We start from the raw sequence: 24,869 nt of genomic DNA on the forward strand, positions 1-24,869 counted from the left end.
GGGCAGCCGTGCCTTGGGCAGGGCGGTAGATAAGTAGCGGGCTCAGGCCCCGGTACGCACCGGGTCGCGGCTGGCAAGGGCCTTGAGGGCAGTGCTCAAGCCCTGGGCCGACTCGCCCACCAGCAGGTGCCAGATACCGCCGTCGAGCCGGCTGATGCCCTGGCAACCAAGGGTCTTGAGCTGGGATTCCGACAATGCCCGGTCATCGGCCAGGCGCAGGCGCAGACGGGTCATGGCCACGCAATCGAGCTGCAGCACATTGTCGCCGCCGCCCAGTGCGTTCAGCCATTGTTCGGCCTGGGGCGGGGCAACGTTGGCCACCGCGGGCTGAGGGCTGGGGGATGAGGGCGAGGGCTGGCCGGCTGTCGGCATGGCCAAGCGAATCTCATCGGCAATGCTGTCGGCCATCGGCCCCACCACCACCTGCAAGCTGCCGCCATTGCCAGGGCGCACCACGGCCATCGCCCCCAGGGCCTTGAGCTCGGCGTCCACGGCCTTGTTACGGTCGACCATGTCCAGGCGCAGACGGGTGGTGCAGGCGCCGACGCTGAGCAGGTTGTCGGCGCCGCCCAGGGCGCGGATATAGGCACTGGCCCGCTGGTTATCACTCATCGCTTCGGCCTGTACCACCTGGATATCTTCACGGCCAGGGGTCTTCAGGTTGAAGCGACGGATGCAGTAATTGAACACGCTGTAGTAGATCACCGCGTAGGCCAGGCCCACCGGGATCACCAGCCAGCCATTGGTGGATTTGCCCCAGCCCAGGACCATGTCGATGAACCCACCGGAGAAGGTAAAGCCCAGGTGAATATCCAGCAGGTTGGTGACCGCCATCGACAGGCCGGTGAGCAGCGCATGCAGCAGGTACAGGAACGGCGCGAGGAACATAAAGGCGAATTCGATCGGCTCGGTGACCCCGGTGAGGAATGAGGTCAGGGCCATCGACAGGAAGATCCCGCCCATGATCTTGCGCCGCTCCGGCAGGGCGTTGCGGTACATCGCCAGGCACGCGGCGGGCAGGCCGAAGAGCATCACCGGGAACATGCCGGTCATGAACTGGCCGCCTTTGGGGTCGCCGGCAAAGTAGCGGGTCAGGTCGCCGGTGACCACTGCGCCGGTGGCCGGATCAGTGAAGCTGCCAAACACAAACCAGGCCATGTTGTTGAGGATATGGTGCAGCCCGGTGACGATCAGCAAGCGGTTGAACACGCCGAACACAAAGGCGCCGAGGCTGCCGCTTTCCATCAGCAGCACGCCAAAACTGTTGATGCCGTGCTGCACCGGCGGCCAGATCAGGCCGAAGATCACCCCCAGGCCCACCGCCGAAAACCCGGTGACAATCGGCACAAAGCGTCGCCCGCCAAAGAACGCCAGGTACTCCGGCAGCTTGATGTCCTTGAAGCGGTTGTACAGGGCCCCGGCCATCAGCCCGCTGACGATCCCGGCGAGCATGCCCATGTTGATGGTGCTGTCCATGACCTTGAGGGTGGAGACCATCACCAGGTAGCCAATGGCCCCGGCCATTCCGGCGGTGCCGTTGTTGTCGCGGGCAAAGCCCACGGCGATGCCGATGGCGAAGATCAGCGCCAGGTTGGCAAAGATCGCTTGCCCGGCGTCGTGCATCACCGCGATGTTCAACAGGTCGGTGTCACCCAGGCGCAGCAGCAGGCCGGCAATCGGCAGGATGGCGATGGGTAGCATCAGCGCACGGCCCAGGCGTTGCAGGCCTTCGATAAACAATTGGTACATGGCGAGTCTCCTTTTTCTTGTTGTTGTCAGCTCAACGGCCAGTGGTGTTGGCAGGCTTGGCGCACGGCGCCGGCGCTGCTCAGGTTGAGCAGGGCCTGGCTCAGTTGCCGGCATTGCGCGGCGTCGAGGTGACGCACGCGGTCTTTGATGGCGGCAATCTGCGGCGGGCTGACGGACAGTTCCCGCACCCCCCAGGCCCACCAGCACGGGGGTGGCCAGCGGGTCAGAGGCCAGGGCGCCGCACACGCCGACCCAGCGCCCGTGTTTGGCGGCGCCGCTGCAGGTCTGGGCGATCAGGCGCAGCAGCGCCGGGTGCAGGGCGTCGACCCGTGCGGCCAGGCCGGCATGGTCGCGGTCCATGGCCAGGGTGTACTGGGACAGGTCATTGGTGCCGATCGACAAAAAGTCCGCGTGCTCGGCCAGTTGCTCAGCCATCAGCGCGGCGGCCGGGACTTCGATCATCACCCCCAGTTCCGGGCGCTGGGTCAGTTGCAGTTCGGCGCACAGTTCATCGAGGCGCTGGCGAATGTGCAGCAACTCGTCGACTTCACTGACCATCGGCAACAGGATCCGGCAACGTTGCAATGGGCTGACCTGCAGCAGGGCACGCAGTTGCTGGTCGAGCAGTTCCGGGCGTACCTGGGCCATGCGAATACCGCGCAGGCCCAGTACCGGATTGGCTTCGGCGGGCAAGGGCAGGTAGTCGAGTTGCTTGTCGCCGCCGACATCAATGGTGCGGATGATCACCGATTTGTCGCCCATGGCGTCCATTACCGCTTGATAGGCCTGGCGCTGTTCCTGTTCATCGGGCGCGGTGCGGCGGTCGACAAACAGAAACTCGGTGCGCAACAGACCCACGCCATCGGCACCGTTGTCATAGGCAATCTGCGCCTCGCTGCTGGAGGCGACATTGGCGGCCACTTCAATGCCCACGCCATCCAGGGTGCTGGCGGCAGCATGGGCCTGGGCCTGTTGCAACTGGCGCCGCTGTTTCTGCGCATCGCGGATCTGGTGGACCTGGGCGTGGCGGGCATCGTCCGGGTTGAGTTCCAGGCGCCCATTGGCGGCGTCCAGCACCACCCGTTGCCCTTGGGTTATTGCCAATACTTCACTGCCCAGCGCCACCACGCAGGGCAAGTCTTTGCCCCTGGCCAGGATCGCCACATGGGACGTGGCGCCGCCTTCGGCCATGCAGATACCGGCCGCGTTTTGCGCGCTCAATTGCAGCAGGTCCGAAGGCGTCAGCTCATGGGCGACAACAATCGCGCCAGCGGGCAATTCGAACTGCCACGCCTCACCCAAAAGCGCGCGCAGCACCCGTTGCTGCAAGTCCCGCAGGTCGTTGGCACGTTCGGCAAACAACGGCTTGCCCAAGCCCAGCAACACCGCGCATTGGGCCTGGATCGCATCGCGCCAGGCATGGGTGGCGGCGCTGCCGTGCTCGATGGCAGCGGTGGCGGCCTCCAGCAGGGTCGGGTCTTCCAGCAGCGCCAGGTGGGCGGCGAAGATCTCTTCTTCCTCGACGGCCTGGCGCTGGCGGGCATGCTCCAAGGTATTGCGGATTTCGCCGCGCACCTGTTCCAGGGCGCTGTCCAGGTGCTGCAACTGCTCATGGCGCGCATGGTTACGTGGGTCTTCTGGCAACTCGATGCTGTTGAGTCGGAACAACGGCCCGCAGACCAGGCCCGGCGCGGCGCACACCCCTTGCAATACGCCTGCTTCACGGTTGACTGGACGCGCAGCGGCTATCACTGGGGCCTGTACGGCTTCGGCAGTGGTGAGCGAAAGGGCGGCGACCAGTGCCTGCAACGCCGCGTCGCAATCCTGGCCACGGCACGTGACCTGCACTTCATCCTGTTCACCAATGCCCAGCCCCATCAAGCCGATCAGGCTGGCGCACGACGCCGATTTGCCGGCGAAATGCAGCTGCGACAGGCTGCTGAAACCCTGGGCAGTCTTGCGGATCAGCGCAGCGGGCCGCGCATGCAAACCGCCCCGGTGGGTAATGCGCACGCTGGCACTGGCGTGCGCCTCGGCGGTGTCGGCCATCACGGGCTGCACGACGCCAGCCTGACGCGCAACGATGCGCAGCAGGGCTTCGCCGACCTTGCTTGACGGCGTTCACGGCCACGGGGCGCAGTTCGAACTGCTCACCGTTAGTGAGGATGATCAGGCTGACCAGGCTTTTGCACTGGCGGGCGATGCGATCCAGGTCAAAGCGCACCAGGGGCTGCCCATTGCTGACCCGTGCGCCTTGCTGGACCAGCAAGGCAAAGCCTTCGCCTTGCAGTTCGACGGTGTCGATGCCCACATGCAGCAGCACCTCGGCGCCATTGTCGGCGCGGATAGTCAGGGCGTGGCCGGTACGGGCAACGTGGATCACGACCCCGGCACACGGCGCATGCAGGCAATCGTTGAGGGGGTCGATGGCAATCCCGTCGCCCATGGCGCCACTGGCGAACACGTCGTCAGGCACATTGCCCAGGGTCAGCATTGGCCCGCTGAGGGGGGCGCTGAGGGTGAGGTCATTATTATTGTCGGGCATGGGCACGGTACTCATCAGGAAACGACAGAAATCAACTCAGTGGGTGCGAGTGACTTTGCTCAGGTGGCGGGCTGGTCCGGGTCCATGCCCCGGGCCTGCGCCAGGCCGGCGGCCATCACGTAGAAGCTCTGGATTGCCAGGATCGGGTCCAGGCCGGTGTTCGGCGCGGCTGAGGGTCAGGGTCGCGTTCGGCGATATCGTCGGGCGGGCCACAGCACCCGAGCCCCGCGCTGGCGCATTTCCGTGGCCAGGCTCAGCAGGCCCGGCTGTTCGGCGCCGCGCGGGGCGAACACCAGCAACGGGTAGTTATCGTCGATCAAGGCCATCGGCCCGTGGCGCACTTCGGCGCTGCTGAAGGCTTCGGCCTGGATCGCCGAGGTTTCCTTGAGCTTGAGCGCGGCTTCCTGAGCGATGGCAAACCCGGCGCCACGGCCGATGACCATCAGGCGCTGGCAGTCGCGCAGGGCGTCGATGGCCAGGCTCCAATCCTGGGTCGCCGCTTCGCGCAGGCCGGCAGGCAGGGCGTGGCAAGCTTCGAGCAGGCCGTCTTCCTGGTTCCAGTGCCCGACCAGTTGGGCGCTGGCGCTCAAGGTGGCGATAAAACTCTTGGTCGCGGCCACGCTACGCTCGGGGCCGGCGCACAGCGGCACATGGAATTCGCAGGCGGCTTCCAGGGGCGAGTCTTCAGCGTTGACCATCGACACACTCAAGGCCCCGCGCTTGCGCAGCAGGCGCAGGCTGTTGACCAGGTCCGGGCTCTGCCCCGACTGAGAGAAGCCGAAGGCCGCCTGGCCGCTGACTTTCAGCGGCGCCTGCGCCAGGGTCACCACCGACATCGGCAGCGACGCCACGGGAACGCCCACATGCTGCATGGTCAGGTAGGCGAAGTAACTGGCGGCGTGGTCCGAACTGCCACGGGCGACGGTCATCGCCACTTGCGGCGGCTGGCGGCGCAGGCGGCCGGCGACCTCGGCCAGCAGCGGGTCGAGGCATTGCAGTTGGGCCGCGACGGCCTCACAGGAGGACAGGGCCTCTTCAAGCATTTTTGAAGTCAATGGTTTCTCCTTCGACCATTACGTCGGTGAGGTGCAGGGAGCGGTCCAGGCGCACGCAGTCGGCAAAGCTGCCGGGTTGCAGGCGGCCGCGTTGTTCCAGGCCCAGGTAATCCGCAGGAAATTGCGACAGGCGCTGTGAGGCTTCGCTGATGGGCAGGCCGATCTTCACCAGGTTGCGCAGCGCCTGATCCATGGTCAGGGTGCTGCCGGCCAGGGTGCCGTCGGCCAGGCGTACGCCGCCCAGGCATTTGGTCACGGTGTGGCTGCCCAGCTTGTATTCGCCGTCGGGCATGCCGGCGGCGGCGGTGGAGTCGGTGACGCAGTACAGGCAGGGAATCGAGCGCAGGGCCACGCGCATGGCCCCGGGGTGTACGTGCAACAGGTCCGGGATCAGTTCGGCGTATTGCGCGTGGGCCAGTGCGGCACCGACGATGCCCGGCTCGCGGTGATGCAGCGGGCTCATGGCGTTGTACAGGTGGGTGAAGCTGGTGGCGCCGGCGGCCAGCGCTGCGACGCCTTCTTCATAGCTGCCCAGGGTATGGCCGATCTGCATGCGCACGCCGCGTTGGCTGAGGGTGCGGATCAGGCCGTCATGCCCGGCGATTTCCGGGGCAATGGTGATGACCCGGATCGGTGCCAGGCGCAGGTACTCCTCGACCTCGGCCATCAATGCCGTGTGGGCAAAGTTGGGCTGTGCGCCGAGCTTTCCTGGGTTGATGTAGGGGCCTTCCAGATGCACCCCCAGCACCCGGGCGCTGCCGCTTGGACGGTTTTCGCAGAACTGGCCGAGTTCGCCGAGCACGCGGGAGATTTCCTCGACCGGTGCAGTCATGGTGGTGGCCAGCAGCGAAGTGGTGCCGAAGCGCACATGGGTGCGGGTGATGGTCTCGAAGGCACTGCGGCCTTCCATGATGTCCTTGCCGCCGCCGCCGTGTACATGCAGGTCGATAAAACCCGGCAGCAGGTAGGGCAGGTCGTTGTCGGCCGGGTCGCAAGGCACACCTTCGACGGCGCTGACCTTGCCTTCGTGGTGCACCAGGCGGCCGCGCATCCAGCCGTGGGGCGTGAGGATATTGTCTTCGGACATGGCAGTTCTCTAAGGCCGCAGTTCGGCGGAAAAGTCGTACCTACGCAGCTCAGCGACAAAGTCGTAGTAGTCGTTGCGGCAGTAGGTGTCGGTGATTTCGATCGGCGTGTTGTCGGCGGTGTAGCCGACCCGGGTCATCAGCAGCATGGCGGTGCCGGGGGCGATGCCCACCAGGGCGGCGAACTCATCCGAGGCGTTGATGGCCTGGATATGTTGCAGGGCCCGCACCACCGGTTTGCCGATGCCTTCCAGGTATTCGTAGAGCGAGCTGCCGATGGCCTGGGGGGTGGGCACGATCGAGGCGGGCAGGGCGCTCATTTCAATGGCCATCACGGTGTCATCTGCCTTGCGCAGGCGCTTGAGCCGCGCCACTTTGTCGGTGGGCGACAGGCACAGGCGGATCAGCTCTTCGTGGGTCGGCGGGGTGATCTCGCGCACCAGCCACTGGGAGCTGGGGGCAAACCCCTTGAGCCGCAGCATTTCGCTGAACCCCGAGAGGCGTGACAGCGGCTGTTCCAGGCGTGGCGTAATAAACGTGCCAGAGCCCTGGCTGCGGCGGATCAGGCCTTGGGCAAACAACACTTCCAGCGCTTTACGGGCGGTGACCCGGGAAATACCCAACTGCTCGCTGAGCACACGCTCCGAGGGCAAGGCCTGCTCGGATTTCCACTGGCCAGCATGGATCGCCGCTTCGAGGTTGCGGGCCAGTTGCAGGTACAACGGCGTGGATTGTCGGTCGTCAGGACGCAGGGTCTGGATGGGATTCATCTGTAGGGTTTCCGATGCGTTATTGGAGTGTTGTCGCCCGGTAATGGCCGGAAATTAATACCACTTAAATACCATGTCAATGCCGCCAAAAGCGTGCGGAACCGGCTTGCAGGGCACTTTTTCAGGGGGTGGTATCAAGTGGTATTAGAGAGGTCTTTGTCGCGCGCAGAAACGCACAGCCCCCGCCGATGAAATGGTATTCACCGGCAGGGGCTGTGGCAGAGGCAGGTTTTTTTTGAATTATTTTACCAACGGTCGAAGTTACGGACGGATCTCGATCATCGTGCCGTCCTTGACCAGGTTCCACACTTCGCGCATGTCGACATTGCGCATGCCGATGCAGCCGTCGGTCCAGTCCAGGGTGTGGAACCACTGTTCCGGATACTCCTCACTGTCTGGCGTGCCGTGGATCATGATCATGCTGCCGGGCTTGACCCCTTCGCGGCGGGCGCGGGCGGCATCGCTGATATTGGGGTAGGAGATATGCATGGACAGGTTGAAACGGTCGCTGGTCTTGCGCCAGTCGATCCAGTAGAAGCCTTCCGGGGTGCGGCGGTCGCCTTCGATCAGCTTGTGGCCCTTGGGGTTCTTGCCCAGGGAGATGCGGTAGGTCTTCAGCGGTTTGCCGTCGTGGATCAGTTGCAACTGATGGGCGGACTTGAGCACCAGGATCTTATCGACGGTTTTACCGCCCAGGGTTTGCAGGGTGGTGGCTGACGACAGGGTGACGAACGACAGGCAGAGCAGAGCAAGCAACCAACGCATTGCAGCGGTATCCCTTTGACGGTGACCTTCGATTGTTATTGTGCAGGGTGAGTCAAGGGTGGCACCGATTCGCTGCGCACGGGAAACACCTGTTGCCGACGGTCGGCGAAAAAGCATTCTAGGGTACGCCGTACCGTGCGGAAAGCCAGGTCGGACCAAGGGATGTCCGCTTCATCGAACAGTTTGACTTCCAGGCTCTCGGGGCCGGCGGCAAAGTCCAGGCCGATCAGTTCGGCGCGGTAGAAGATATGCACCTGGCTGATGTGCGGTACGTCGATCAGCGTGTAGATCGTCAGGTTGCGCACCCTGGCGCAGGCTTCTTCGAGGGTTTCGCGCATTGCGCCCTGTTCCACGGTCTCGCCGTTTTCCATAAAACCTGCCGGCAGGGTCCAGTAGCCCAGGCGCGGCTCGATGGCGCGCCGGCACAGCAGCACTTGGTTGCCCCAGACGGGCAGGGTGCCGGCGACGATATTGGGATTCTGATAGTGAATGGTCTGACAGTGGTCACACACATAACGCAGGCGCGCGTCGCCTTCGGGAATGCGCTGGATGACCGGTTTACCGCACTGGCTGCAGAAGTTCATGCTTGGGTTCCTGGGGACTGCGCCTATCTTGGCGTGCAGGGCAGTGGCCTGCAAGTTGTCGTTTAGCGACACGGCCGGGGTTTTGGGGTTGGGCACCCGTACGCTTTGGTGCATGATGCAAGGTAGCCAACAGATCGAGATGACTCATGCTGGACGAGCTACTTCGCCGGGTAACCAATCACACGCCACGCACGCTGGAAACTGACAGCCGTTTCCCCGAGGCCGCCGTGCTGGTGCCGATTACCCGCAGTGACGAACCCGAGCTGATCCTGACCCTGCGTGCCAGCGGCCTGTCGACCCATGGCGGCGAAGTGGCGTTTCCGGGTGGGCGCCGTGACCCCGAAGACCCGGACCTGGTGTTCACCGCGCTGCGCGAGGCCGAAGAGGAAATCGGCCTGCCACCGGGCCTGGTGGAAGTGATCGGGCCCTTGAGCCCCCTGATCTCCCTGCACGGCATCCGCGTGACCCCGTATGTGGGTGTGATCCCCGACTATGTCGAATACCTGGCCAACGATGCCGAGATTGCCGCCGTATTCAGCGTGCCCCTGGAGTTTTTCCGCCAGGACCCGCGTGAGCACACCCACCGTATCGACTACCAGGGCCGCAGTTGGTACGTGCCCAGCTATCGCTTTGGTGAATACAAGATCTGGGGCCTGACGGCGATCATGATCGTCGAGTTGATCAACCTGCTCTATGACGATGCCGACATCAGCCTGCACCGTCCGCCGAAAAGCTTTATCAATACTTAAGCCATCGTTTGAATGGCAAGCCGTGAGGGAAGACCATGAAATACCGCCTGGGCGATGCCCGCGTCGAGACACATCCACACAGCTGGGTAGCCCCCAATGCCACGCTGGTGGGTAAGGTCAAGCTGGAGGAGGGCGCCAACGTCTGGTTCAACGCGGTGTTGCGTGGCGACAACGAACTGATCCTGATCGGCAAGAACAGCAACGTGCAGGACGGCAGCGTGATGCACACAGACATGGGCTACCCGCTGACCCTGGGCACCGGTGTGACGGTGGGGCATAACGCCATGCTGCATGGCTGTACCGTCGGCGACTACAGCCTGATTGGCATCAATGCGGTGATCCTCAACGGCGCCAAGATTGGCCGGCACTGCATCATCGGCGCCAATTCGTTGATCGGCGAAGGCAAGGAAATCCCTGATGGCTCGCTGGTAATGGGCTCCCCCGGCAAGGTGGTGCGGGAATTGACCGAGCAACAGAAGAACATGCTGGAGGCCAGTGCTGCGCACTATGTGCATAACTCTCAGCGCTACGCCCGTGACCTGGTCGAGCAGCCGGAATGAACCCGGTTGAACGCCCCGTCGCCTCGCCCTGCGTGAGCATTTGTGCGCTGGATGACGACGATATCTGCACCGGTTGCCAGCGTAATGTCGACGAAATCACCCGTTGGAGCCGCATGGACAACGCCGAGCGCCGGGTGGTGCTGGGGTTATGTCATGAGCGGGCTAAGGCCAGTGGGGTGTTGTGGATGATTCCTGGGAAATCTGGCGCCTGACAGGGCGCTATCGCAGGCAAGCCAGCTCCCTCATTTTGAAATGCATTCCAATGTGGGAGCTGGCTTGCCTGCGATGAGGCCCCACCAGACGACATCCCTTTAATTGTGTACCCTGTGCGCATTACCCACAGGTCCCTCGCCCCATGCTCTTCCTGATCGCCTATATCAGCAGCGTCGTGCTGATCAACTTCGCCTTTTCCACCGCCCCGCACCTGGATGTCATCTGGTCCGCCTGGGGTGGCCTGGTGTTTATCCTGCGGGACATGGTGCAAACGCGCTTCGGCCACGGGGCGATTATCGCCATGCTCGCGGCGCTGGTGCTGTCCTACATCACCTCCGATCCGTCCATCGCCCTGGCCAGCGCCACGGCGTTCGCGGTCTCCGAGTGCATCGACTGGCTGGTCTTCAGCATCACCAAGCGCCCGTTGCATGACCGGCTGTGGATCAGCTCGGCGCTGAGCATTCCCCTCGATACCTTTATCTTTTTTGGCCTGATCGGCGCGTTGACGCCGGCGGTGGTCGGTACCGCCCTGGCCTCGAAATTTGCCGGGGTCACCGTGGTGTGGCTGGCCATGGCCTGGCGTTTGCGGCGCCAGCGCGTCGCCAACTGAGGCCAATGCCCGCCGTTCATGTAAAATGCCGGCCTTTCTCCCCCTGATCCGCTCCCCTGAGGACCTGAGATGACCCGAATCGGAACTCCATTGTCGCCAACCGCGACCCGCGTATTGATGTGTGGCTGCGGTGAGCTGGGCAAGGAAGTGGTAATTGAGCTGCAGCGCCTGGGCGTTGAAGTGATTGCCGTGGATCGCTACGCCAACGCGCCGGCCATGCAGGTGGCGCATCGCAGCCACGTGATCAACATGCTCGACGGCGCAGCCCTGCGTGCGGTGATCGAGGCGGAAAAGCCGCACTTCATCGTCCCGGAAATCGAAGCCATTGCCACCGGCACCCTGGTGGAACTGGAGGCTGAAGGTTTTACCGTGATCCCCACAGCCCGTGCGGCGCTGTTGACCATGAACCGTGAAGGCATCCGCCGCCTGGCCGCTGAAGAGCTGGACCTGCCGACCTCGCCGTACCATTTTGCCGACACCGTGGAAGACTACCGCAAGGCCGTCGAAGACCTCGGCTTCCCCTGCGTGGTCAAGCCGGTGATGAGTTCGTCGGGCAAGGGCCAGAGCCTGTTGCGTAGCGCCGATGACGTGCAGAAAGCCTGGGACTACGCCCAGGAAGGCGGGCGTGCAGGTAAAGGTCGGGTGATCATCGAAGGGTTTATCGACTTCGACTACGAAATCACCCTGCTGACCGTGCGTCACGTCGGTGGCACCACCTTCTGCGCGCCTGTGGGGCATCGTCAGGAGAAGGGCGACTACCAGGAATCCTGGCAGCCCCAGGCCATGAGCCCGGCGGCCCTGGCCGAATCCGAGCGCGTCGCCAAAGCCGTGACCGAGGCCCTGGGTGGTCGTGGTCTGTTTGGGGTCGAGCTGTTTATCAAGGGCGACCAGGTGTGGTTCAGCGAAGTCTCGCCGCGCCCTCACGACACCGGGCTGGTGACCCTGATTTCCCAGGACTTGTCGCAGTTTGCCCTGCACGCGCGGGCGATTCTTGGCCTGCCGATCCCATTGATCCGCCAGTTCGGGCCTTCGGCTTCGGCGGTGATTCTGGTGGAGGGGCAATCGACCCAGACGGCGTTCGCCAACCTCGGCGCGGCCCTGAGCGAGCCGGATACCGCACTGCGTCTATTCGGCAAACCGGAAGTGAATGGCCAGCGCCGCATGGGCGTGGCGTTGGCGCGGGATGAGTCGATCGAGGCTGCCCGGGCCAAGGCGACCCGTGCCTCTCAAGCGGTGGTTGTAGAGCTGTAAAAGCATCGCGGGCAAGCCCGCTCCCACATGTGGAAGGCGTTCCAGTGTGGGAGCGGGTTTGCCCGCGATAGCGCTCTATCAGGCGACCTTGTTCAAATCGTTATCCCGCGTCTCTTTCAGGCACAGCACCGCAATCAAACTGAGCAACGCTGCCGCCGACACATACCCGCCGACATAACTCAGCCCACCCATCGCCACCAGTTTGGTCGCGAAAAACGGTGCGGCCGAAGCCCCGACAATCCCGCCCAGGTTATACGCCGCCGACGCCCCGGTATAACGCACGCGTGTCGGAAACAGTTCCGGCAACAACGCCCCCATCGGCGCAAAGGTCACGCCCATCAGGAACAGTTCCAGGCACAGGAACAGCGCCACGGCCCAGGTCGAGCCGTGGGTCAGCAATGGTTCCATGGTGAAACCCGACAGAATCGCCAGCACCGCACCGACGATCAACACCGGCTTGCGCCCATAGCGGTCACTGGCCAGGGCTGCCAGCGGCGTGGCCGCGCCCATGAACAACACGGCAAAGCACAGCAGGGCGAGGAAGGTTTCGCGGCTGTAGCCCAGGGTGCTCACGCCATAGCTCAGGGAAAACGCCGTGGTGATATAGAACAGCGCATAGCACACCACCATCGCGGCCGCGCCCAGCAGCACTTGCAACCAATGCTGGCTGAACAGCTCCACCAGCGGCACTTTTACTGGTTTTTCCTTGGCCACGGCGTTGGCGAACACCGGGGTTTCATGCAGTTTGAGGCGCGCATACAGGCCCACCATCACCAGCGCGGCGCTGAGCAGGAACGGAATACGCCAGCCCCAACTACGGAATTGTTCATCGTCCAGGTTCATCGCCAGGATCAGGAACAGCCCATTGGCCGCCAAAAAGCCAATGGAAGGCCCCAGCTGCGGGAACATGCCGAACCAGGCACGCTTGCCCTTGGGCGCGTTCTCGGTGGCCAGCAGCGCGGCGCCGCCCCATTCCCCGCCCAGCCCCAGGCCTTGGCCGAAACGCAGCACGCACAACAGGATCGGGGCCCAGGCACCAATGGTGTCGTAACCCGGCAACAGGCCGATCAGGGTGGTGCACACGCCCATCAGCAGCAAGGAGGCCACCAGCGTCGACTTGCGCCCGATGCGGTCACCGAAGTGGCCGAACAGCGCCGAACCCAGTGGCCGCGCGATAAAGGCGATACCGAAGGTCAGGAACGCCGCCAGCATCTGCGCGGTGCCGGAACTCTGCGGGAAGAACACCGGGCCGATCACCAGCGCGGCGGCCGTGGCGTAGATATAGAAGTCGTAGAACTCGATGGCGGTGCCGATGATGCTCGCGGTGGCGACCCGGCTGGTCGAGTTGGTCGGGGCGGCGGGAGCGGCCTCGTTATAGGTGGTGCTCATTGAGGTATCCCTGATGGTCATTGCGCGCTTGGCGCGGATTATTATTGGTCTTGCACCCATGGATCAGGGCAGTGCGCGGCGTTGGCTCGGGATGGGAGCGGGTACCGGTCAGACACGGGGTTGCGGTGCCTGGACACGCTCAGTGCGGATAGCACGCGGTCGGGCAGGGCTTGGGTAAGCGCGATTGATTATAGGAAGGGGGTTGCGCTGCAAACAAGGGCTGGAGCGCGGTCTTAGGGGCTGAAAAGATCAAATGTGGGAGAAGCGGGCGCCTCGGGGTATCAGTGACACTGAGGTGAGGCTATCGCGGGCAAGCCCGCTTCCACAAGGGCTTGTCCACCGTGAGTCAGGTGGCAATCGGCGCTGAGCCGATATGCCAGATCAACACCTTGCTCACCCGATTGTCTTCAGTTTCGAGGATTTCCAGGCGATAACGGCCGATCTTCACGCACACCGAGCAATCGGGAATGGTCTCCAGCGCTTCGGTCACCAGGCCGTTGAGGGTCTTGGGACCGTCGCTAGGCAGGTGCCAGCCCAGGCACTTGTTCAGCTCGCGGATCGATACGGCACCGTCGATCACATAGCGGCCGTCAGGCTGGGGCTGGATCAGCGGGTTATCCAGGCTCTGCTCGCTTTCGAATTCGCCGACGATCTCTTCCAGAATGTCTTCCAGGGTGACGATGCCCAGCACTTCGCCGTATTCGTCCACCACCATGCCCAGGCGGCGTTGCTGCTTGTGGAAGTTGAGCAATTGCAGTTGCAGCGGCGTGCTTTCCGGGACGAAGTACGGCTCGTGGCAGGCTGCGAGCAGGGCTTCCTTGGTCAGGCTGGCATCGGGCAGCAGGTGCTGGATCTGCCGGGTGTTGAGCACCGCCTCGACCTGGTTGATATCGCTGTGGAACACCGGCAGCCGCGTGCGCTTGGAGCTGCGCAGTTGTTCGATGATCTCCTCGATAGGGTCGTCGAGGTTGATGCCATCGACTTCGCTGCGCGGCACCAGGATGTCATTGACGGTAATGTTGTCCAGGGCGTGGATACCCGGCATACCCGGCCGAGGGTCGTCGTTCGCGTCTGAGGCTTGCTCGTCGGACGGGTCGCTCTGTGGCTCGTCGCTTTTCTTGACGATCCCCGACTTGCGTTCGAAAGGGCGCAGCAACAGCAGGCTGAGGCCATTGAGCAGCCAGGCCAGGGGATAGAGGATTTTCAGCGGCACACCCAGCAGCGTATTGCCAAACCCCAGCACCGCGTGCGGATAGCGGGTGGCGAGGGTGCGCGGCAGGTAGTCGGCCAGCACCAGCAACAGCCCGCTGGAGACCAGCCAACCCAGCCAGGGACCGTTTTCGGCCCCAGGCATAGATCGCCAGCAGGGTGCACAGAATCACCACCACCGCGCGGCACAGGGTGTTGCACAGGATCAGGCTGTTGCGCGGGAAGTTGAGGCGGGCGGCGGCCTTGTCGCCCTGCCGCGTACCGGGGCGCAGGGCCAGCAAATGGTGCTGGGCCGCCTCGATGGCGGTAAACAGCGCCGACCACAAGACCAGCAGCGCGACTACCGCGAGCATCGGCTCAAGGGGCAAGTTGTGCATGATTGCCGCCCGTCAGATATGCAGGATGAATTCGCGAACCAGCTTGCTGCCGAAATACGCCAGCATCAGCAGGCAGAAGCCGGCCAGGGTCCAGCGGATCGCCTTGTGCCCGCGCCAGCCCAGGCGATTGCGGCCCCACAGCAGCACGCTGAACACCACCCAGGCCAGGCACGCCAGCAGGGTTTTGTGCACCAGGTGCTGGGCGAACAGGTTCTCGACGAACAGCCAGCCGGAAATCAGCGACAGCGACAGCAGCGTCCAGCCGGCCCAGAGGAAACCGAACAGCAGGCTTTCCATGGTCTGCAGCGGCGGGAAGTTCTTGATCAGCCCGGAAGGGTGCTTGTGCTTGAGCTGGTGGTCCTGCAAGAGCAGCAGCAACGCCTGGAACACGGCGATGGTGAACATGCCGTAGGCCAGGATCGACAGCAGGATATGCGCGAGGATGCCCGGCTCCTCGTCGATCACCTGCACCGTGCCGGTGGGGGCAAATTGCGCCAGCAGCACCGTCAGCATCCCCAGGGGGAAGAGCAGCAACAGCAGGTTCTCCACCGGGATCCGCGCGCAGGCCAGCAGCGTCAAGGCAATGACCGCAGCGGCAATCAGGCTGGCGGCGCTGAAAAAATCCAGGCCCAGGCCCACTGGTGTCATCAGGTGGGTGAACAGGCTGGCAGCGTGGGCCAGCAAGGCGAACACGCCGAGGCCGGCCAGCAGGCGTTTGTCCGCCCTGGCGCGTTGGGCCAGACGGGTGCCCTGGTAGAGGGTCGCAGCGGCATACAAGAGTGCGGCGGCGAGACTGGGTAGCAAACTGGGTGACAAAGGGAGCATAAATCCTGTTAGGCAAGCCCGAAAGCCGATGAGTTTGGCACACACCTGCGTTCCACGAAAGACCAGCGGGCCAGACAGCGGGTGTGCATGACGGCAGTCTTCGCTATAATCCGCGACCTGCCCACGCCGCAGGCTCGCCAAGCGCTGTTTTTAATAGCGATTTACACAGCCTGGGCCGCCATTACCTCGGTCTACCGATGCACTTCGATGAATAGGGCCTGAAAGGATCGCGCATGTTTGAAAACTTGACTGACCGTCTCTCGCAGACGCTGCGCCATGTCACCGGCAAGGCCAAGCTGACCGAGGACAATATTAAAGACACCCTGCGCGAAGTGCGCATGGCGTTGCTCGAAGCCGACGTTGCCTTGCCTGTGGTCAAGGATTTCGTCAACTCGGTCAAGGAGCGTGCGGTCGGCACTGAAGTGTCCCGCAGCCTGACGCCGGGCCAGGCCTTTGTGAAGGTCGTCCAGGCCGAGCTCGAAAGCCTGATGGGTGCGGCCAACGAAGACCTGAACCTCAGCGCCGTGCCGCCGGCCGTGGTGTTGATGGCCGGTTTGCAGGGGGCGGGCAAGACCACCACCGCTGCCAAGCTGGCGCGCTTCCTTAAAGAGCGCAAGAAAAAATCCGTGATGGTGGTGTCGGCGGACGTGTACCGTCCGGCCGCGATCAAGCAGCTGGAAATGCTCGCCGGTGAAATCGGCGTGACCTTTTTCCCGTCCGACCTGAGCCAGAAGCCGGTCGACATCGCCAACGCTGCCATTAAAGAAGCCAAGCTCAAGTTCATCGACGTGGTGATCGTCGATACCGCCGGTCGCCTGCACATCGACGAAGAGATGATGGGCGAGATCAAGGCGCTGCATGCCGCGATCAACCCGGTAGAAACCCTGTTCGTGGTCGATGCCATGACCGGCCAGGACGCGGCGAACACCGCCAAGGCCTTTGGTGATGCCCTGCCGCTGACCGGCGTGATCCTGACCAAGGTCGACGGTGATGCCCGTGGCGGTGCCGCACTGTCGGTGCGCGCAATCACCGGCAAGCCGATCAAGTTCATCGGTATGGGCGAGAAGACCGAAGCGCTCGAGCCGTTCCACCCTGAGCGGATTGCCTCGCGGATCCTCGGCATGGGCGACGTGCTCAGCCTGATCGAGCAGGCCGAGCAGACCCTCGACAAGGACAAGGCCGACAAACTGGCCAAGAAGCTGAAAAAGGGCAAGGGCTTCGACCTCGAAGACTTCCGCGATCAGCTGCAACAGATGAAGAACATGGGCGGCCTCGGCGGCCTGATGGACAAGCTGCCGAACATCGGCGGTGTGAACCTGGCGCAAATGGGCAATGCCCAGGGTGCGGCAGAGAAGCAGTTCAAGCAGATGGAAGCCATCATCAACTCCATGACCCCGGCCGAGCGCCGCGACCCTGAGCTGATCAGTGGTTCGCGCAAACGTCGGATTGCCATGGGTTCCGGCACCCAGGTGCAGGACATCGGTCGCTTGATCAAGCAGCACAAGCAGATGCAAAAGATGATGAAGAAATTCTCCGCCAAAGGCGGCATGGCCAAAATGATGCGCGGCATGGGCGGTATGATGCCCGGCCGTGGCATGCCGAAGATGTAAAGAATTCGCGCAAGGGCTTGCTCTTGCGCAGACCCACAAGGATGTGGGATCTCCAGCAAACCCGCCGTTGGCGGGAGCTGACTCGCCGTTTTAACCGACGGCTCTATAGCAGATCTGAATGGCCCGCGGTCAGGCGCCGGAAAAAGACATTTGCAAAAGTCCGGATATTCCTTAGAATATGCGGCCTTTCGGGCACCCATGCCCGCTGTGCATTTAGATTTGCAGCACCGACTACAGGAACGATGTTCACATGCTAACAATCCGTCTTGCCCTTGGCGGCTCCAAAAAGCGCCCGTTTTACCACTTGACCGTAACCGACAGCCGCAACCCGCGCGACGGTTCGCACAAGGAACAGGTTGGTTTCTTCAATCCTGTTGCTCGTGGTCAAGAAGTTCGTCTGTCCGTGAACCAAGAGCGCGTAGCCTACTGGCTGAGCGTTGGTGCACAGCCTTCCGAGCGTGTTGCCAAGTTGTTGAAGGACTCGGCTAAGGCCGCAGCCTGAGCAATATGAACGCGACGCCAGCTGTTGCTGATGATTTGATCGTTATCGGCAAGATTTACTCTGTTCATGGCGTTCGCGGCGAAGTGAAGGTGTATTCCTTTACTGATCCGACTGAAAACCTGTTGCAGTACAAGACCTGGACGCTCAAGCGCGAAGGTAGTGTGAAACAGGTCGAGCTGGTCAGTGGACGCGGGAACGATAAGTTCCTGGTCGCAAAGCTCAAGGGTCTCGATGATCGTGAAGAAGCGCGTCTTCTGGCCGGTTATGAGATCTGCGTGCCGCGCAACCTGTTCCCTGAATTGACCGACGGCGAGTACTACTGGTACCAGCTGGAAGGTCTGAAGGTTATTGATCAACTCGGGCAATTGCTCGGGAAAATCGACCATCTTCTGGAAACCGGCGCCAATGATGTAATGGTGGTCAAGCCTTGCGCTGGCAGCCTGGATGATCGCGAACGCCTGTTGCCCTATACCGAGCAATGCGTGTTGGCCGTCGACCTGGCAGCGGGCGAGATGAAGGTGGAATGGGACGCGGACTTCTAAGCGTGGCTAATTTGCGCATTGAAGTGATCAGTTTGTTTCCCGAGATGTTTTCTGCCATCAGCGAGTACGGCATCACCAGTCGGGCGGTGAAACAAGGGCTCTTGCAGCTCACTTGTTGGAACCCGCGAGACTACACGACGGATCGACATCACACTGTGGACGATCGCCCATTTGGCGGTGGCCCGGGCATGGTGATGAAGATCAAGCCCCTGGAAGACGCCCTGGTTCAGGCCAAGGCAGCAGCAGGGGAGAAGGCGAAGGTAATTTACCTGTCCCCTCAAGGCCGTCAGCTGAAACAGGCGGCGGTACGCGAACTGGCGAATGAGGAAGCACTGATCCTGATTGCCGGTCGCTATGAAGGCATTGACGAGCGTTTTATTGAAGCTCATGTCGATGAAGAGTGGTCGATTGGGGACTATGTCCTGTCTGGCGGTGAGCTGCCGGCGATGGTCCTGATAGATGCGGTTACACGACTGCTGCCTGGAGCTTTAGGGCATGCGGACTCCGCGGAGGAAGATTCCTTCACGGATGGTTTGCTGGATTGCCCGCACTACACCCGACCGGAGGTGTATGCGGATCAGCGTGTTCCCGACGTGTTGCTAAGTGGCAATCACGCACACATCCGGCGTTGGCGTTTACAGCAGTCCCTTGGTCGGACCTATGAACGACGCGCCGATCTTCTGGAAAGCCGCTCGCTTTCTGGAGAAGAGAAGAAGCTGCTCGAGGAATACATCCTCGCGCGGGACGATAGTTAACAACGTATCGATGGTAGATCCGACGATCTACCTTAGGAGCACAGCATGACTAACAAAATCATCCTTGCACTCGAAGCAGAGCAGATGACCAAAGAGATCCCTACCTTTGCCCCGGGCGACACTATTGTCGTTCAGGTGAAAGTGAAGGAAGGCGACCGTTCGCGTCTGCAAGCGTTCGAAGGCGTCGTAATCGCCAAGCGTAACCGTGGTGTGAACAGTGCTTTCACTGTTCGTAAAATCTCCAACGGTGTTGGCGTAGAGCGTACTTTCCAGACCTACAGCCCGCAAATCGACAGCATGGCCGTTAAACGTCGCGGTGACGTACGTAAAGCCAAGCTGTACTACCTGCGTGACCTGTCCGGTAAAGCAGCTCGCATCAAGGAAAAACTGGCTTAAGTCCAGCTTCCCGATGCAGAAAAAAGCAGCCTACGGGCTGCTTTTTTGTGCCTGAAATTTGCCCCTTGCCCGGAACCCGTTCATGACCACCCGCCTCGAAGAAATCCAGCGCCGCACCGACCTGTCCGTGACCCATGTAACCAAAGCCGTATTTCCGCCGACCACCAACCACCACAACACGCTGTTTGGCGGTACTGCATTGGCCTGGATGGATGAAGTGTCGTTCATCACCGCCACGCGGTTTTGCCGTTTGCCGCTGGTGACGGTGTCTACCGACCGTATCGACTTCAATCACGCGATCCCGGCCGGTTCCATCGTCGAGCTGATTGGCCGCGTGATCAAAGTCGGTAACACCAGCCTCAAGGTGGAAGTGGAGGTGTTTGTCGAGAGCATGAGTGCCGATGGCCGCGAGAAGGCGATCCAGGGTGTGTTCAGCTTTGTCGCAATTGATGACGATAAGCGCCCGGTGCCAGTGCTGCCTGGGTTTGTAGACTGATCCGAGACCGCGTCGCCGCTATCGCAGGCCAGCCATCTCCCACATTAGCCATGCATTTCCCTGGGGGCGCGGGCTTGCCTGCGATAGGATCTACCAGACACTAAAGTACTCAGCCTGAGCCCCCATGCCCGCCATTGACCATCCCCTGATCGACCGCTTCCTCGACGCCCTCTGGCTGGAAAAAGGCCTGTCGGACAACACGCGCCAGTCCTACCGCAGCGACCTGGCCCTGTTCAATGGCTGGTTGCTGGAGAGAAACCTCGAGCTGAGCCACGCCGGGCGTGAGTTGATCCTCGATCACCTGGCCTGGCGCCTTGAGCAGAACTACAAGCCGCGCTCCACTGCGCGATTCCTCTCGGGAGTGCGTGGGTTTTATCGCTATTTGCTGCGGGAAAAGCTGATTGCTGTTGACCCGACCCTGCAAGTCGATATGCCGCAACTCGGCAGGCCGTTGCCCAAGTCCCTGTCAGAAGCCGACGTCGAAGCCCTGCTGGCTGCGCCCGACCTGAGCGAAGCCATCGGTCAGCGCGACCGCGCGATGCTGGAAGTCTTGTATGCCTGCGGCCTGCGCGTCACCGAGCTGATCAGCCTGACCCTGGAGCAGGTCAATCTGCGCCAGGGTGTGTTGCGGGTGATGGGCAAGGGCAGCAAGGAGCGCCTGGTGCCCATGGGCGAAGAGGCAATCGTGTGGGTCGAGCGCTATATGCGCGATGCCCGCAGCGAGCTGCTCGGCGGGCGCCCCAGTGACGTGCTGTTCCCCAGCCTGCGCGGCGAGCAGATGACCCGCCAGACCTTCTGGCATCGCATCAAGCACCAGGCCAAGGTCGCCGGGATCGGTAAGTCGCTGTCCCCCCACACCCTGCGCCATGCATTTGCCACCCATCTGCTCAACCATGGCGCGGATTTGCGCGTGGTGCAGATGCTGCTGGGCCATAGCGACCTGTCCACCACGCAGATTTATACCCATGTGGCGCGGGCAAGGTTGCAGGACCTGCATGCCAAACATCACCCAAGGGGCTGACAGGCCCCAATTTGGCCGCCAGCGTCTGCCCTGGCGCCCAATTGTGGTAGGCTTTGCCGGTTTGCAAAGGGGACGGTCCCGAGCCGTGTTTCCAGATCGGCGTCCTGGCCTTCGTCCCTGCATCTGCCTTCAGGAGTTCCCATGCGCTTGACCCAGATTTTTGCCGCCGCAGCCATTGCGTTGGTTTCAACCTTTGCCGTCGCCGATGACGCCGCCGAGAAGACAATCCGTAAGAGTCTGGAAAGCCTCCAGCTCGAAACCCCGGTCGAAAGCATCAGCGCCAGCCCGATGGCCGGCCTGTATGAAGTCAAGCTCAAGGGCAGCCGCGTGCTGTATGCCAGCGCCGACGGTCAGTACATCGTCCAGGGCTACCTGTTCCAGTTGAAAGACGGCAAGCCGGTCAACCTCACCGAGAAGGCCGAGCGCGTTGGGATCTCCAAGCTGATCAACGGTATCCCGGTGGCCGAGACCGTGGTCTACCCCGCGATTGGCGAAACCAAGACCCACATCACCGTCTTCACCGACACCACTTGCCCGTACTGCCACAAGCTGCACGCCGAGATACCTGCGCTGAACAAGATGGGTGTCGAAGTGCGTTACGTAGCGTTCCCGCGCCAGGGCCTCGGTTCGCCGGGCGACGAGCAACTGCAAGCGGTATGGTGCGCAACCGACAAGAAAGCAGCCATGGACAAGATGGTCGATGGCAAAGAAATCAAGTCCGCCAAGTGTGCCAATCCGGTTTCCAAGCAGTACGCTCTGGGTCAGTCCATCGGGGTGAACGGTACGCCGGCCATCGTCTTGGCCGACGGCCAGGTGATTCCGGGCTACCAGCCTGCGCCACAAGTCGCCAAACTGGCACTGGGTGCCAAATAAACAGTATTGTCGAGCCTTTGACGATCAGGCCCGCCGACACGTCGACGGGTCGTTAACAGAGAGCCGCAGTTGTGCGGCTGTTTTTCACGGCCGACCTTGAGTCGGCCGTTTCATGGGGAGTTCTTCAGTGAAACCGGTCAAAGTAGGCATCTGTGGGTTAGGGACCGTCGGTGGCGGCACCTTGAACGTACTTCAGCGTAACGCTGAGGAGATTTCCCGCCGTGCAGGGCGCGGGATTGAAGTGGCACAAATTGCCATGCGTACGCCAAAGCCTCAGTACCAAACGACCGGTATTGCGATTACCAACGATGTCTTCGATGTGGCCACGAACCCTGAAATCGACATCGTCATCGAGTTGGTCGGCGGCTACACCGTCGCCCGTGAGTTGGTGCTCAAGGCCATCGAAAACGGCAAGCACGTGGTTACCGCCAACAAGGCGCTGATTGCCGTGCACGGCAACGAAATCTTCGCCAAGGCCCGCGAGAAGGGCGTGATCGTGGCGTTCGAAGCCGCCGTCGCTGGCGGTATCCCGGTGATCAAGGCGATCCGCGAAGGCCTGTCGGCCAACCGTATCAACTGGGTTGCGGGCATCATCAACGGCACCGGTAACTTCATCCTTACCGAAATGCGCGAGAAGGGCCGTACCTTCGAAGACGTGCTGGCCGAGGCCCAGGCCCTGGGTTACGCCGAAGCCGACCCGACGTTTGACGTAGAAGGTATCGACGCGGCGCACAAGCTGACCATCCTGGCGTCCATCGCCTTTGGTATCCCGCTGCAGTTCGACAAGGCCTATACCGAAGGCATAACCAAGCTGACCACCGCCGACGTGAACTACGCCGAAGCCCTGGGCTACCGCATCAAGCACCTGGGCGTGGCGCGCAGCACCGCTGCCGGTATCGAATTGCGCGTGCACCCGACCCTGATTCCGGCCGACCGCCTGATCGCCAACGTCAATGGCGTGATGAACGCGGTGATGGTCAATGGTGATGCGGCCGGTTCGACCCTGTTCTACGGCGCCGGTGCCGGCATGGAGCCGACGGCTTCGTCGGTGATCGCCGACCTGGTGGACGTGGTCCGCGCCATGACCAGCGACCCGGAAAACCGCGTGCCGCACCTGGCCTTCCAGCCGGATTCGCTGTCGGCCCACCCGATCCTGCCGATCGAAGCCTGCGAAAGCTCCTACTACCTGCGGATCCAGGCCAAGGACCACCCGGGCGTGTTGGCCCAGGTGGCCAGCATCCTCTCGGAGCGCGGCATCAACATTGAGTCGATCATGCAGAAGGAAGTCGAAGAACACGACGGCCTGGTGCCCATGATCCTGCTGACTCACCGTGTGCTGGAACAGCACATGAACGATGCCATTGCCGCGCTGGAAGCCCTGCAGGGCGTGGTCGGGCCGGTGGTGCGGATCCGCGTCGAACACCTGAACTAACGATAGGTTGCAGAGGCCCCGCAGGTTCGGCGGCCTCTGTTCAAGAATGTTGTAGAGGAGCCAGTCATGCGTTACATCAGCACCCGCGGCCAGGCACCGGCCCTGAATTTCGAAGACGTCCTGCTCGCAGGCCTCGCCACTGACGGTGGCCTGTACGTGCCGGAAAACCTGCCACGCTTCACCCAGGAAGAAATCGCCTCCTGGGCTGGCCTGCCGTACCACGAGCTGGCGTTCCGGGTCATGCGCCCGTTCGTTACCGGCAGCATCCCCGATGCCGATTTCAAGAAGATCCTCGAAGAAACCTACGGCGTGTTCTCGCACAACGCCATCGCCCCGCTGCGTCAGCTGAACGGCAACGAATGGGTGCTGGAGCTGTTCCACGGCCCGACCCTGGCGTTCAAGGATTTCGCCCTGCAACTGCTCGGTCGCCTGCTGGATTACGTGCTGGAGAAACGCGGCGAGCGCGTGGTGATCATCGGTGCCACCTCCGGTGATACCGGCTCGGCGGCCATCGAAGGCTGCAAGCACTGCGAAAACGTCGACATCTTCATCCTGCACCCGCACAACCGCGTATCGGAGGTGCAGCGCCGGCAGATGACGACCATCTTCGGCGAGAACATCCACAATATCGCGGTCGAAGGCAACTTCGACGACTGCCAGGAAATGGTCAAGGCCAGCTTTGCTGACCAGAGCTTCCTCAAAGGCACGCGTCTGGTTGCGGTGAACTCGATCAACTGGGCGCGGATCATGGCCCAGATCGTCTACTACTTCCACGCCTCGCTGCAGCTGGGCGGGCCGGCACGTTCGGTGTCGTTCTCGGTGCCGACCGGCAACTTTGGCGATATCTTCGCCGGTTACCTGGCACGCAACATGGGCCTGCCGATCAACCAGTTGATCGTCGCCACCAACCGCAACGACATCCTGCACCGCTTCATGAGCGGCAACCAGTACGTCAAGGAAACCCTGCACGCGACCCTGTCGCCGTCGATGGACAATCATGGTCTCGTCGAACTTCGAACGCCTGCTGTTCGACATGCACGGTCGTAACGGCGCGGCCCTGGCCGGCCTGATGGACAGCTTCAAGCAGGGTGGTGGTTTCAGCGTCGATCAGGAACGCTGGACCGAGACCCGCAAGCTGTTCGACTCCCTGGCCGTGGACGATGCCCAGACCTGCGAGACCATCGCTGAAGTCTATGCCCAGACCGGCGAGCTGCTGGACCCGCACACCGCCATTGGCGTCAAGGCCGCGCGCGAATGCCGGCGCAGCCTGGACATTCCGATGGTGATCCTCGGCACGGCCCACCCGGTGAAATTCCCTGAGGCGGTGCAGAAAGGCCGGTGTCGGCAAGGCTCTGGAACTGCCGCCGCACCTGGCTGACCTGTTTGAGCGGGAAGAGCGTTGCACGGTATTGCCTAATGACCTGAAGGCTATTCAGGCGTTCGTCAGCCAGCATGGCAATCGTGGTAAGCCGCTCTGAGTTCTGAAAGGCTGCACGAATAAGGCAA

At 62.3% G+C, this 24,869-nt stretch carries 21 protein-coding genes and 4 pseudogenes; 15 read left to right on the plus strand and 10 right to left on the minus strand.

The genetic code is table 11. The annotated features are described in order from the left end of the window. Positions 1-42 precede the first annotated feature (42 nt). The 7 genes and pseudogenes from nagE to PSH80_RS05230 all read right to left on the minus strand — a co-directional run bounded on the left by nagE (position 43) and on the right by PSH80_RS05230 (position 8,553). Entirely contained in the window at positions 43-1,749 is a 1,707-nt protein-coding gene (gene nagE, locus PSH80_RS05200; RefSeq protein WP_305419450.1) for an N-acetylglucosamine-specific PTS transporter subunit IIBC, read from the minus strand. Positions 1,750-1,775: 26 nt separating this feature from the next. Continuing rightward, positions 1,776-4,294: pseudogene (ptsP, locus tag PSH80_RS05205) on the minus strand (phosphoenolpyruvate--protein phosphotransferase). A 36-nt stretch (positions 4,295-4,330) separates the two neighbouring features. Then, positions 4,331-5,337 (minus strand): annotated as a pseudogene (locus PSH80_RS05210) (SIS domain-containing protein). Further along, positions 5,330-6,436 carry an N-acetylglucosamine-6-phosphate deacetylase gene (gene nagA / locus PSH80_RS05215; RefSeq protein ID WP_128593884.1) on the minus strand — a complete coding sequence of 369 codons (1,107 nt, stop codon included), beginning with the start codon at positions 6,434-6,436 and terminating at the stop codon, positions 5,330-5,332. Before nagA ends, PSH80_RS05210 begins: the two are co-directional and overlap by 8 nt. A gap of 9 nt (positions 6,437-6,445) precedes the next feature. Then, positions 6,446-7,204, minus strand: a complete 759-nt coding sequence (locus PSH80_RS05220) for a GntR family transcriptional regulator (RefSeq protein WP_057959542.1) — start codon at positions 7,202-7,204, stop codon at positions 6,446-6,448. Positions 7,205-7,465: 261 nt separating this feature from the next. After that, complete coding sequence (locus PSH80_RS05225; RefSeq protein ID WP_057437979.1) at positions 7,466-7,969, minus strand: murein L,D-transpeptidase family protein; 504 nt, start codon at positions 7,967-7,969, stop codon at positions 7,466-7,468. A gap of 35 nt (positions 7,970-8,004) precedes the next feature. Next, the gene (locus PSH80_RS05230) at positions 8,005-8,553 is read right to left on the minus strand and encodes an NUDIX hydrolase (RefSeq protein WP_200660296.1); all 549 of its coding nucleotides are present in this window, start codon (positions 8,551-8,553) and stop codon (positions 8,005-8,007) included. Positions 8,554-8,699: 146 nt separating this feature from the next. Here PSH80_RS05230 and PSH80_RS05235 point away from each other — a divergent pair, with 146 nt between their 5' ends. The 5 genes from PSH80_RS05235 (at position 8,700) to purT (ending at position 11,936) form a co-directional block, all read left to right on the plus strand. Continuing rightward, positions 8,700-9,302: a CoA pyrophosphatase gene (locus PSH80_RS05235; protein ID WP_057959545.1), complete on the plus strand. Its 603-nt coding sequence runs from the start codon at positions 8,700-8,702 to the stop codon at positions 9,300-9,302. Between the two features lie 35 nt (positions 9,303-9,337). Beyond that, the gene (locus tag PSH80_RS05240) at positions 9,338-9,862 is read left to right on the plus strand and encodes a gamma carbonic anhydrase family protein (RefSeq protein ID WP_186626222.1); all 525 of its coding nucleotides are present in this window, start codon (positions 9,338-9,340) and stop codon (positions 9,860-9,862) included. Then, positions 9,859-10,074, plus strand: a complete 216-nt coding sequence (locus PSH80_RS05245) for a DUF1289 domain-containing protein (protein ID WP_057437987.1) — start codon at positions 9,859-9,861, stop codon at positions 10,072-10,074. The genes PSH80_RS05240 and PSH80_RS05245 overlap by 4 nt, the downstream gene beginning before the upstream one ends. Before the next feature lie 143 nt (positions 10,075-10,217). Then, positions 10,218-10,685, plus strand: coding sequence for a VUT family protein (locus PSH80_RS05250; RefSeq protein WP_029296170.1), 468 nt, complete (start codon positions 10,218-10,220; stop codon positions 10,683-10,685). Between the two features lie 69 nt (positions 10,686-10,754). Continuing rightward, positions 10,755-11,936, plus strand: a complete 1,182-nt coding sequence (gene purT / locus PSH80_RS05255; protein ID WP_057437989.1) for a formate-dependent phosphoribosylglycinamide formyltransferase — start codon at positions 10,755-10,757, stop codon at positions 11,934-11,936. Between the two features lie 78 nt (positions 11,937-12,014). On the opposite strand, the gene PSH80_RS05260 is transcribed toward purT, so the two are convergent. The 3 genes and pseudogenes from PSH80_RS05260 to PSH80_RS05270 form a co-directional block, all read right to left on the minus strand. Beyond that, complete coding sequence (locus PSH80_RS05260; protein ID WP_029296174.1) at positions 12,015-13,325, minus strand: MFS transporter; 1,311 nt, start codon at positions 13,323-13,325, stop codon at positions 12,015-12,017. A 346-nt stretch (positions 13,326-13,671) separates the two neighbouring features. Then, a pseudogene (locus tag PSH80_RS05265) lies at positions 13,672-14,911 on the minus strand (transporter associated domain-containing protein). A gap of 12 nt (positions 14,912-14,923) precedes the next feature. Continuing rightward, positions 14,924-15,736: an inner membrane protein YpjD gene (locus tag PSH80_RS05270; RefSeq protein WP_057437993.1), complete on the minus strand. Its 813-nt coding sequence runs from the start codon at positions 15,734-15,736 to the stop codon at positions 14,924-14,926. A gap of 233 nt (positions 15,737-15,969) precedes the next feature. Between PSH80_RS05270 and ffh the strand changes: the two genes are divergently transcribed. The 10 genes and pseudogenes from ffh to thrC all read left to right on the plus strand — a co-directional run bounded on the left by ffh (position 15,970) and on the right by thrC (position 24,841). Further along, positions 15,970-17,346 carry a signal recognition particle protein gene (gene ffh, locus PSH80_RS05275; protein WP_029296179.1) on the plus strand — a complete coding sequence of 459 codons (1,377 nt, stop codon included), beginning with the start codon at positions 15,970-15,972 and terminating at the stop codon, positions 17,344-17,346. Between the two features lie 250 nt (positions 17,347-17,596). Beyond that, the gene (gene rpsP, locus PSH80_RS05280) at positions 17,597-17,848 is read left to right on the plus strand and encodes a 30S ribosomal protein S16 (RefSeq protein ID WP_003175899.1); all 252 of its coding nucleotides are present in this window, start codon (positions 17,597-17,599) and stop codon (positions 17,846-17,848) included. A gap of 5 nt (positions 17,849-17,853) precedes the next feature. After that, positions 17,854-18,390: a ribosome maturation factor RimM gene (rimM, locus tag PSH80_RS05285; protein WP_010565276.1), complete on the plus strand. Its 537-nt coding sequence runs from the start codon at positions 17,854-17,856 to the stop codon at positions 18,388-18,390. Next, complete coding sequence (gene trmD, locus PSH80_RS05290) at positions 18,372-19,145, plus strand: tRNA (guanosine(37)-N1)-methyltransferase TrmD (protein ID WP_024077235.1); 774 nt, start codon at positions 18,372-18,374, stop codon at positions 19,143-19,145. Before rimM ends, trmD begins: the two co-directional genes overlap by 19 nt. A 45-nt stretch (positions 19,146-19,190) precedes the next feature. Beyond that, a complete protein-coding gene (gene rplS, locus PSH80_RS05295) occupies positions 19,191-19,541 on the plus strand; it encodes a 50S ribosomal protein L19 (protein ID WP_003175895.1) in 351 nt (116 codons plus the stop codon). Positions 19,542-19,623: 82 nt separating this feature from the next. Then, complete coding sequence (locus tag PSH80_RS05300) at positions 19,624-20,037, plus strand: acyl-CoA thioesterase (RefSeq protein ID WP_057437995.1); 414 nt, start codon at positions 19,624-19,626, stop codon at positions 20,035-20,037. Between the two features lie 124 nt (positions 20,038-20,161). After that, positions 20,162-21,058 carry a site-specific tyrosine recombinase XerD gene (gene xerD / locus PSH80_RS05305; RefSeq protein WP_057437997.1) on the plus strand — a complete coding sequence of 299 codons (897 nt, stop codon included), beginning with the start codon at positions 20,162-20,164 and terminating at the stop codon, positions 21,056-21,058. 141 nt (positions 21,059-21,199) lie between these two features. Then, positions 21,200-21,931, plus strand: a complete 732-nt coding sequence (locus tag PSH80_RS05310; RefSeq protein ID WP_057437999.1) for a thioredoxin fold domain-containing protein — start codon at positions 21,200-21,202, stop codon at positions 21,929-21,931. 127 nt (positions 21,932-22,058) lie between these two features. Beyond that, the gene (locus PSH80_RS05315) at positions 22,059-23,363 is read left to right on the plus strand and encodes a homoserine dehydrogenase (protein ID WP_029296281.1); all 1,305 of its coding nucleotides are present in this window, start codon (positions 22,059-22,061) and stop codon (positions 23,361-23,363) included. Positions 23,364-23,429: 66 nt separating this feature from the next. Next, positions 23,430-24,841, plus strand: a pseudogene (gene thrC, locus PSH80_RS05320) (threonine synthase). Positions 24,842-24,869 lie beyond the last annotated feature (28 nt).

Origin of the sequence: Pseudomonas sp. FP818 (assembly GCF_030687335.1) — a bacterium.
Taxonomy (GTDB): Bacteria; Pseudomonadota; Gammaproteobacteria; order Pseudomonadales; family Pseudomonadaceae; genus Aquipseudomonas; species Aquipseudomonas shahriarae.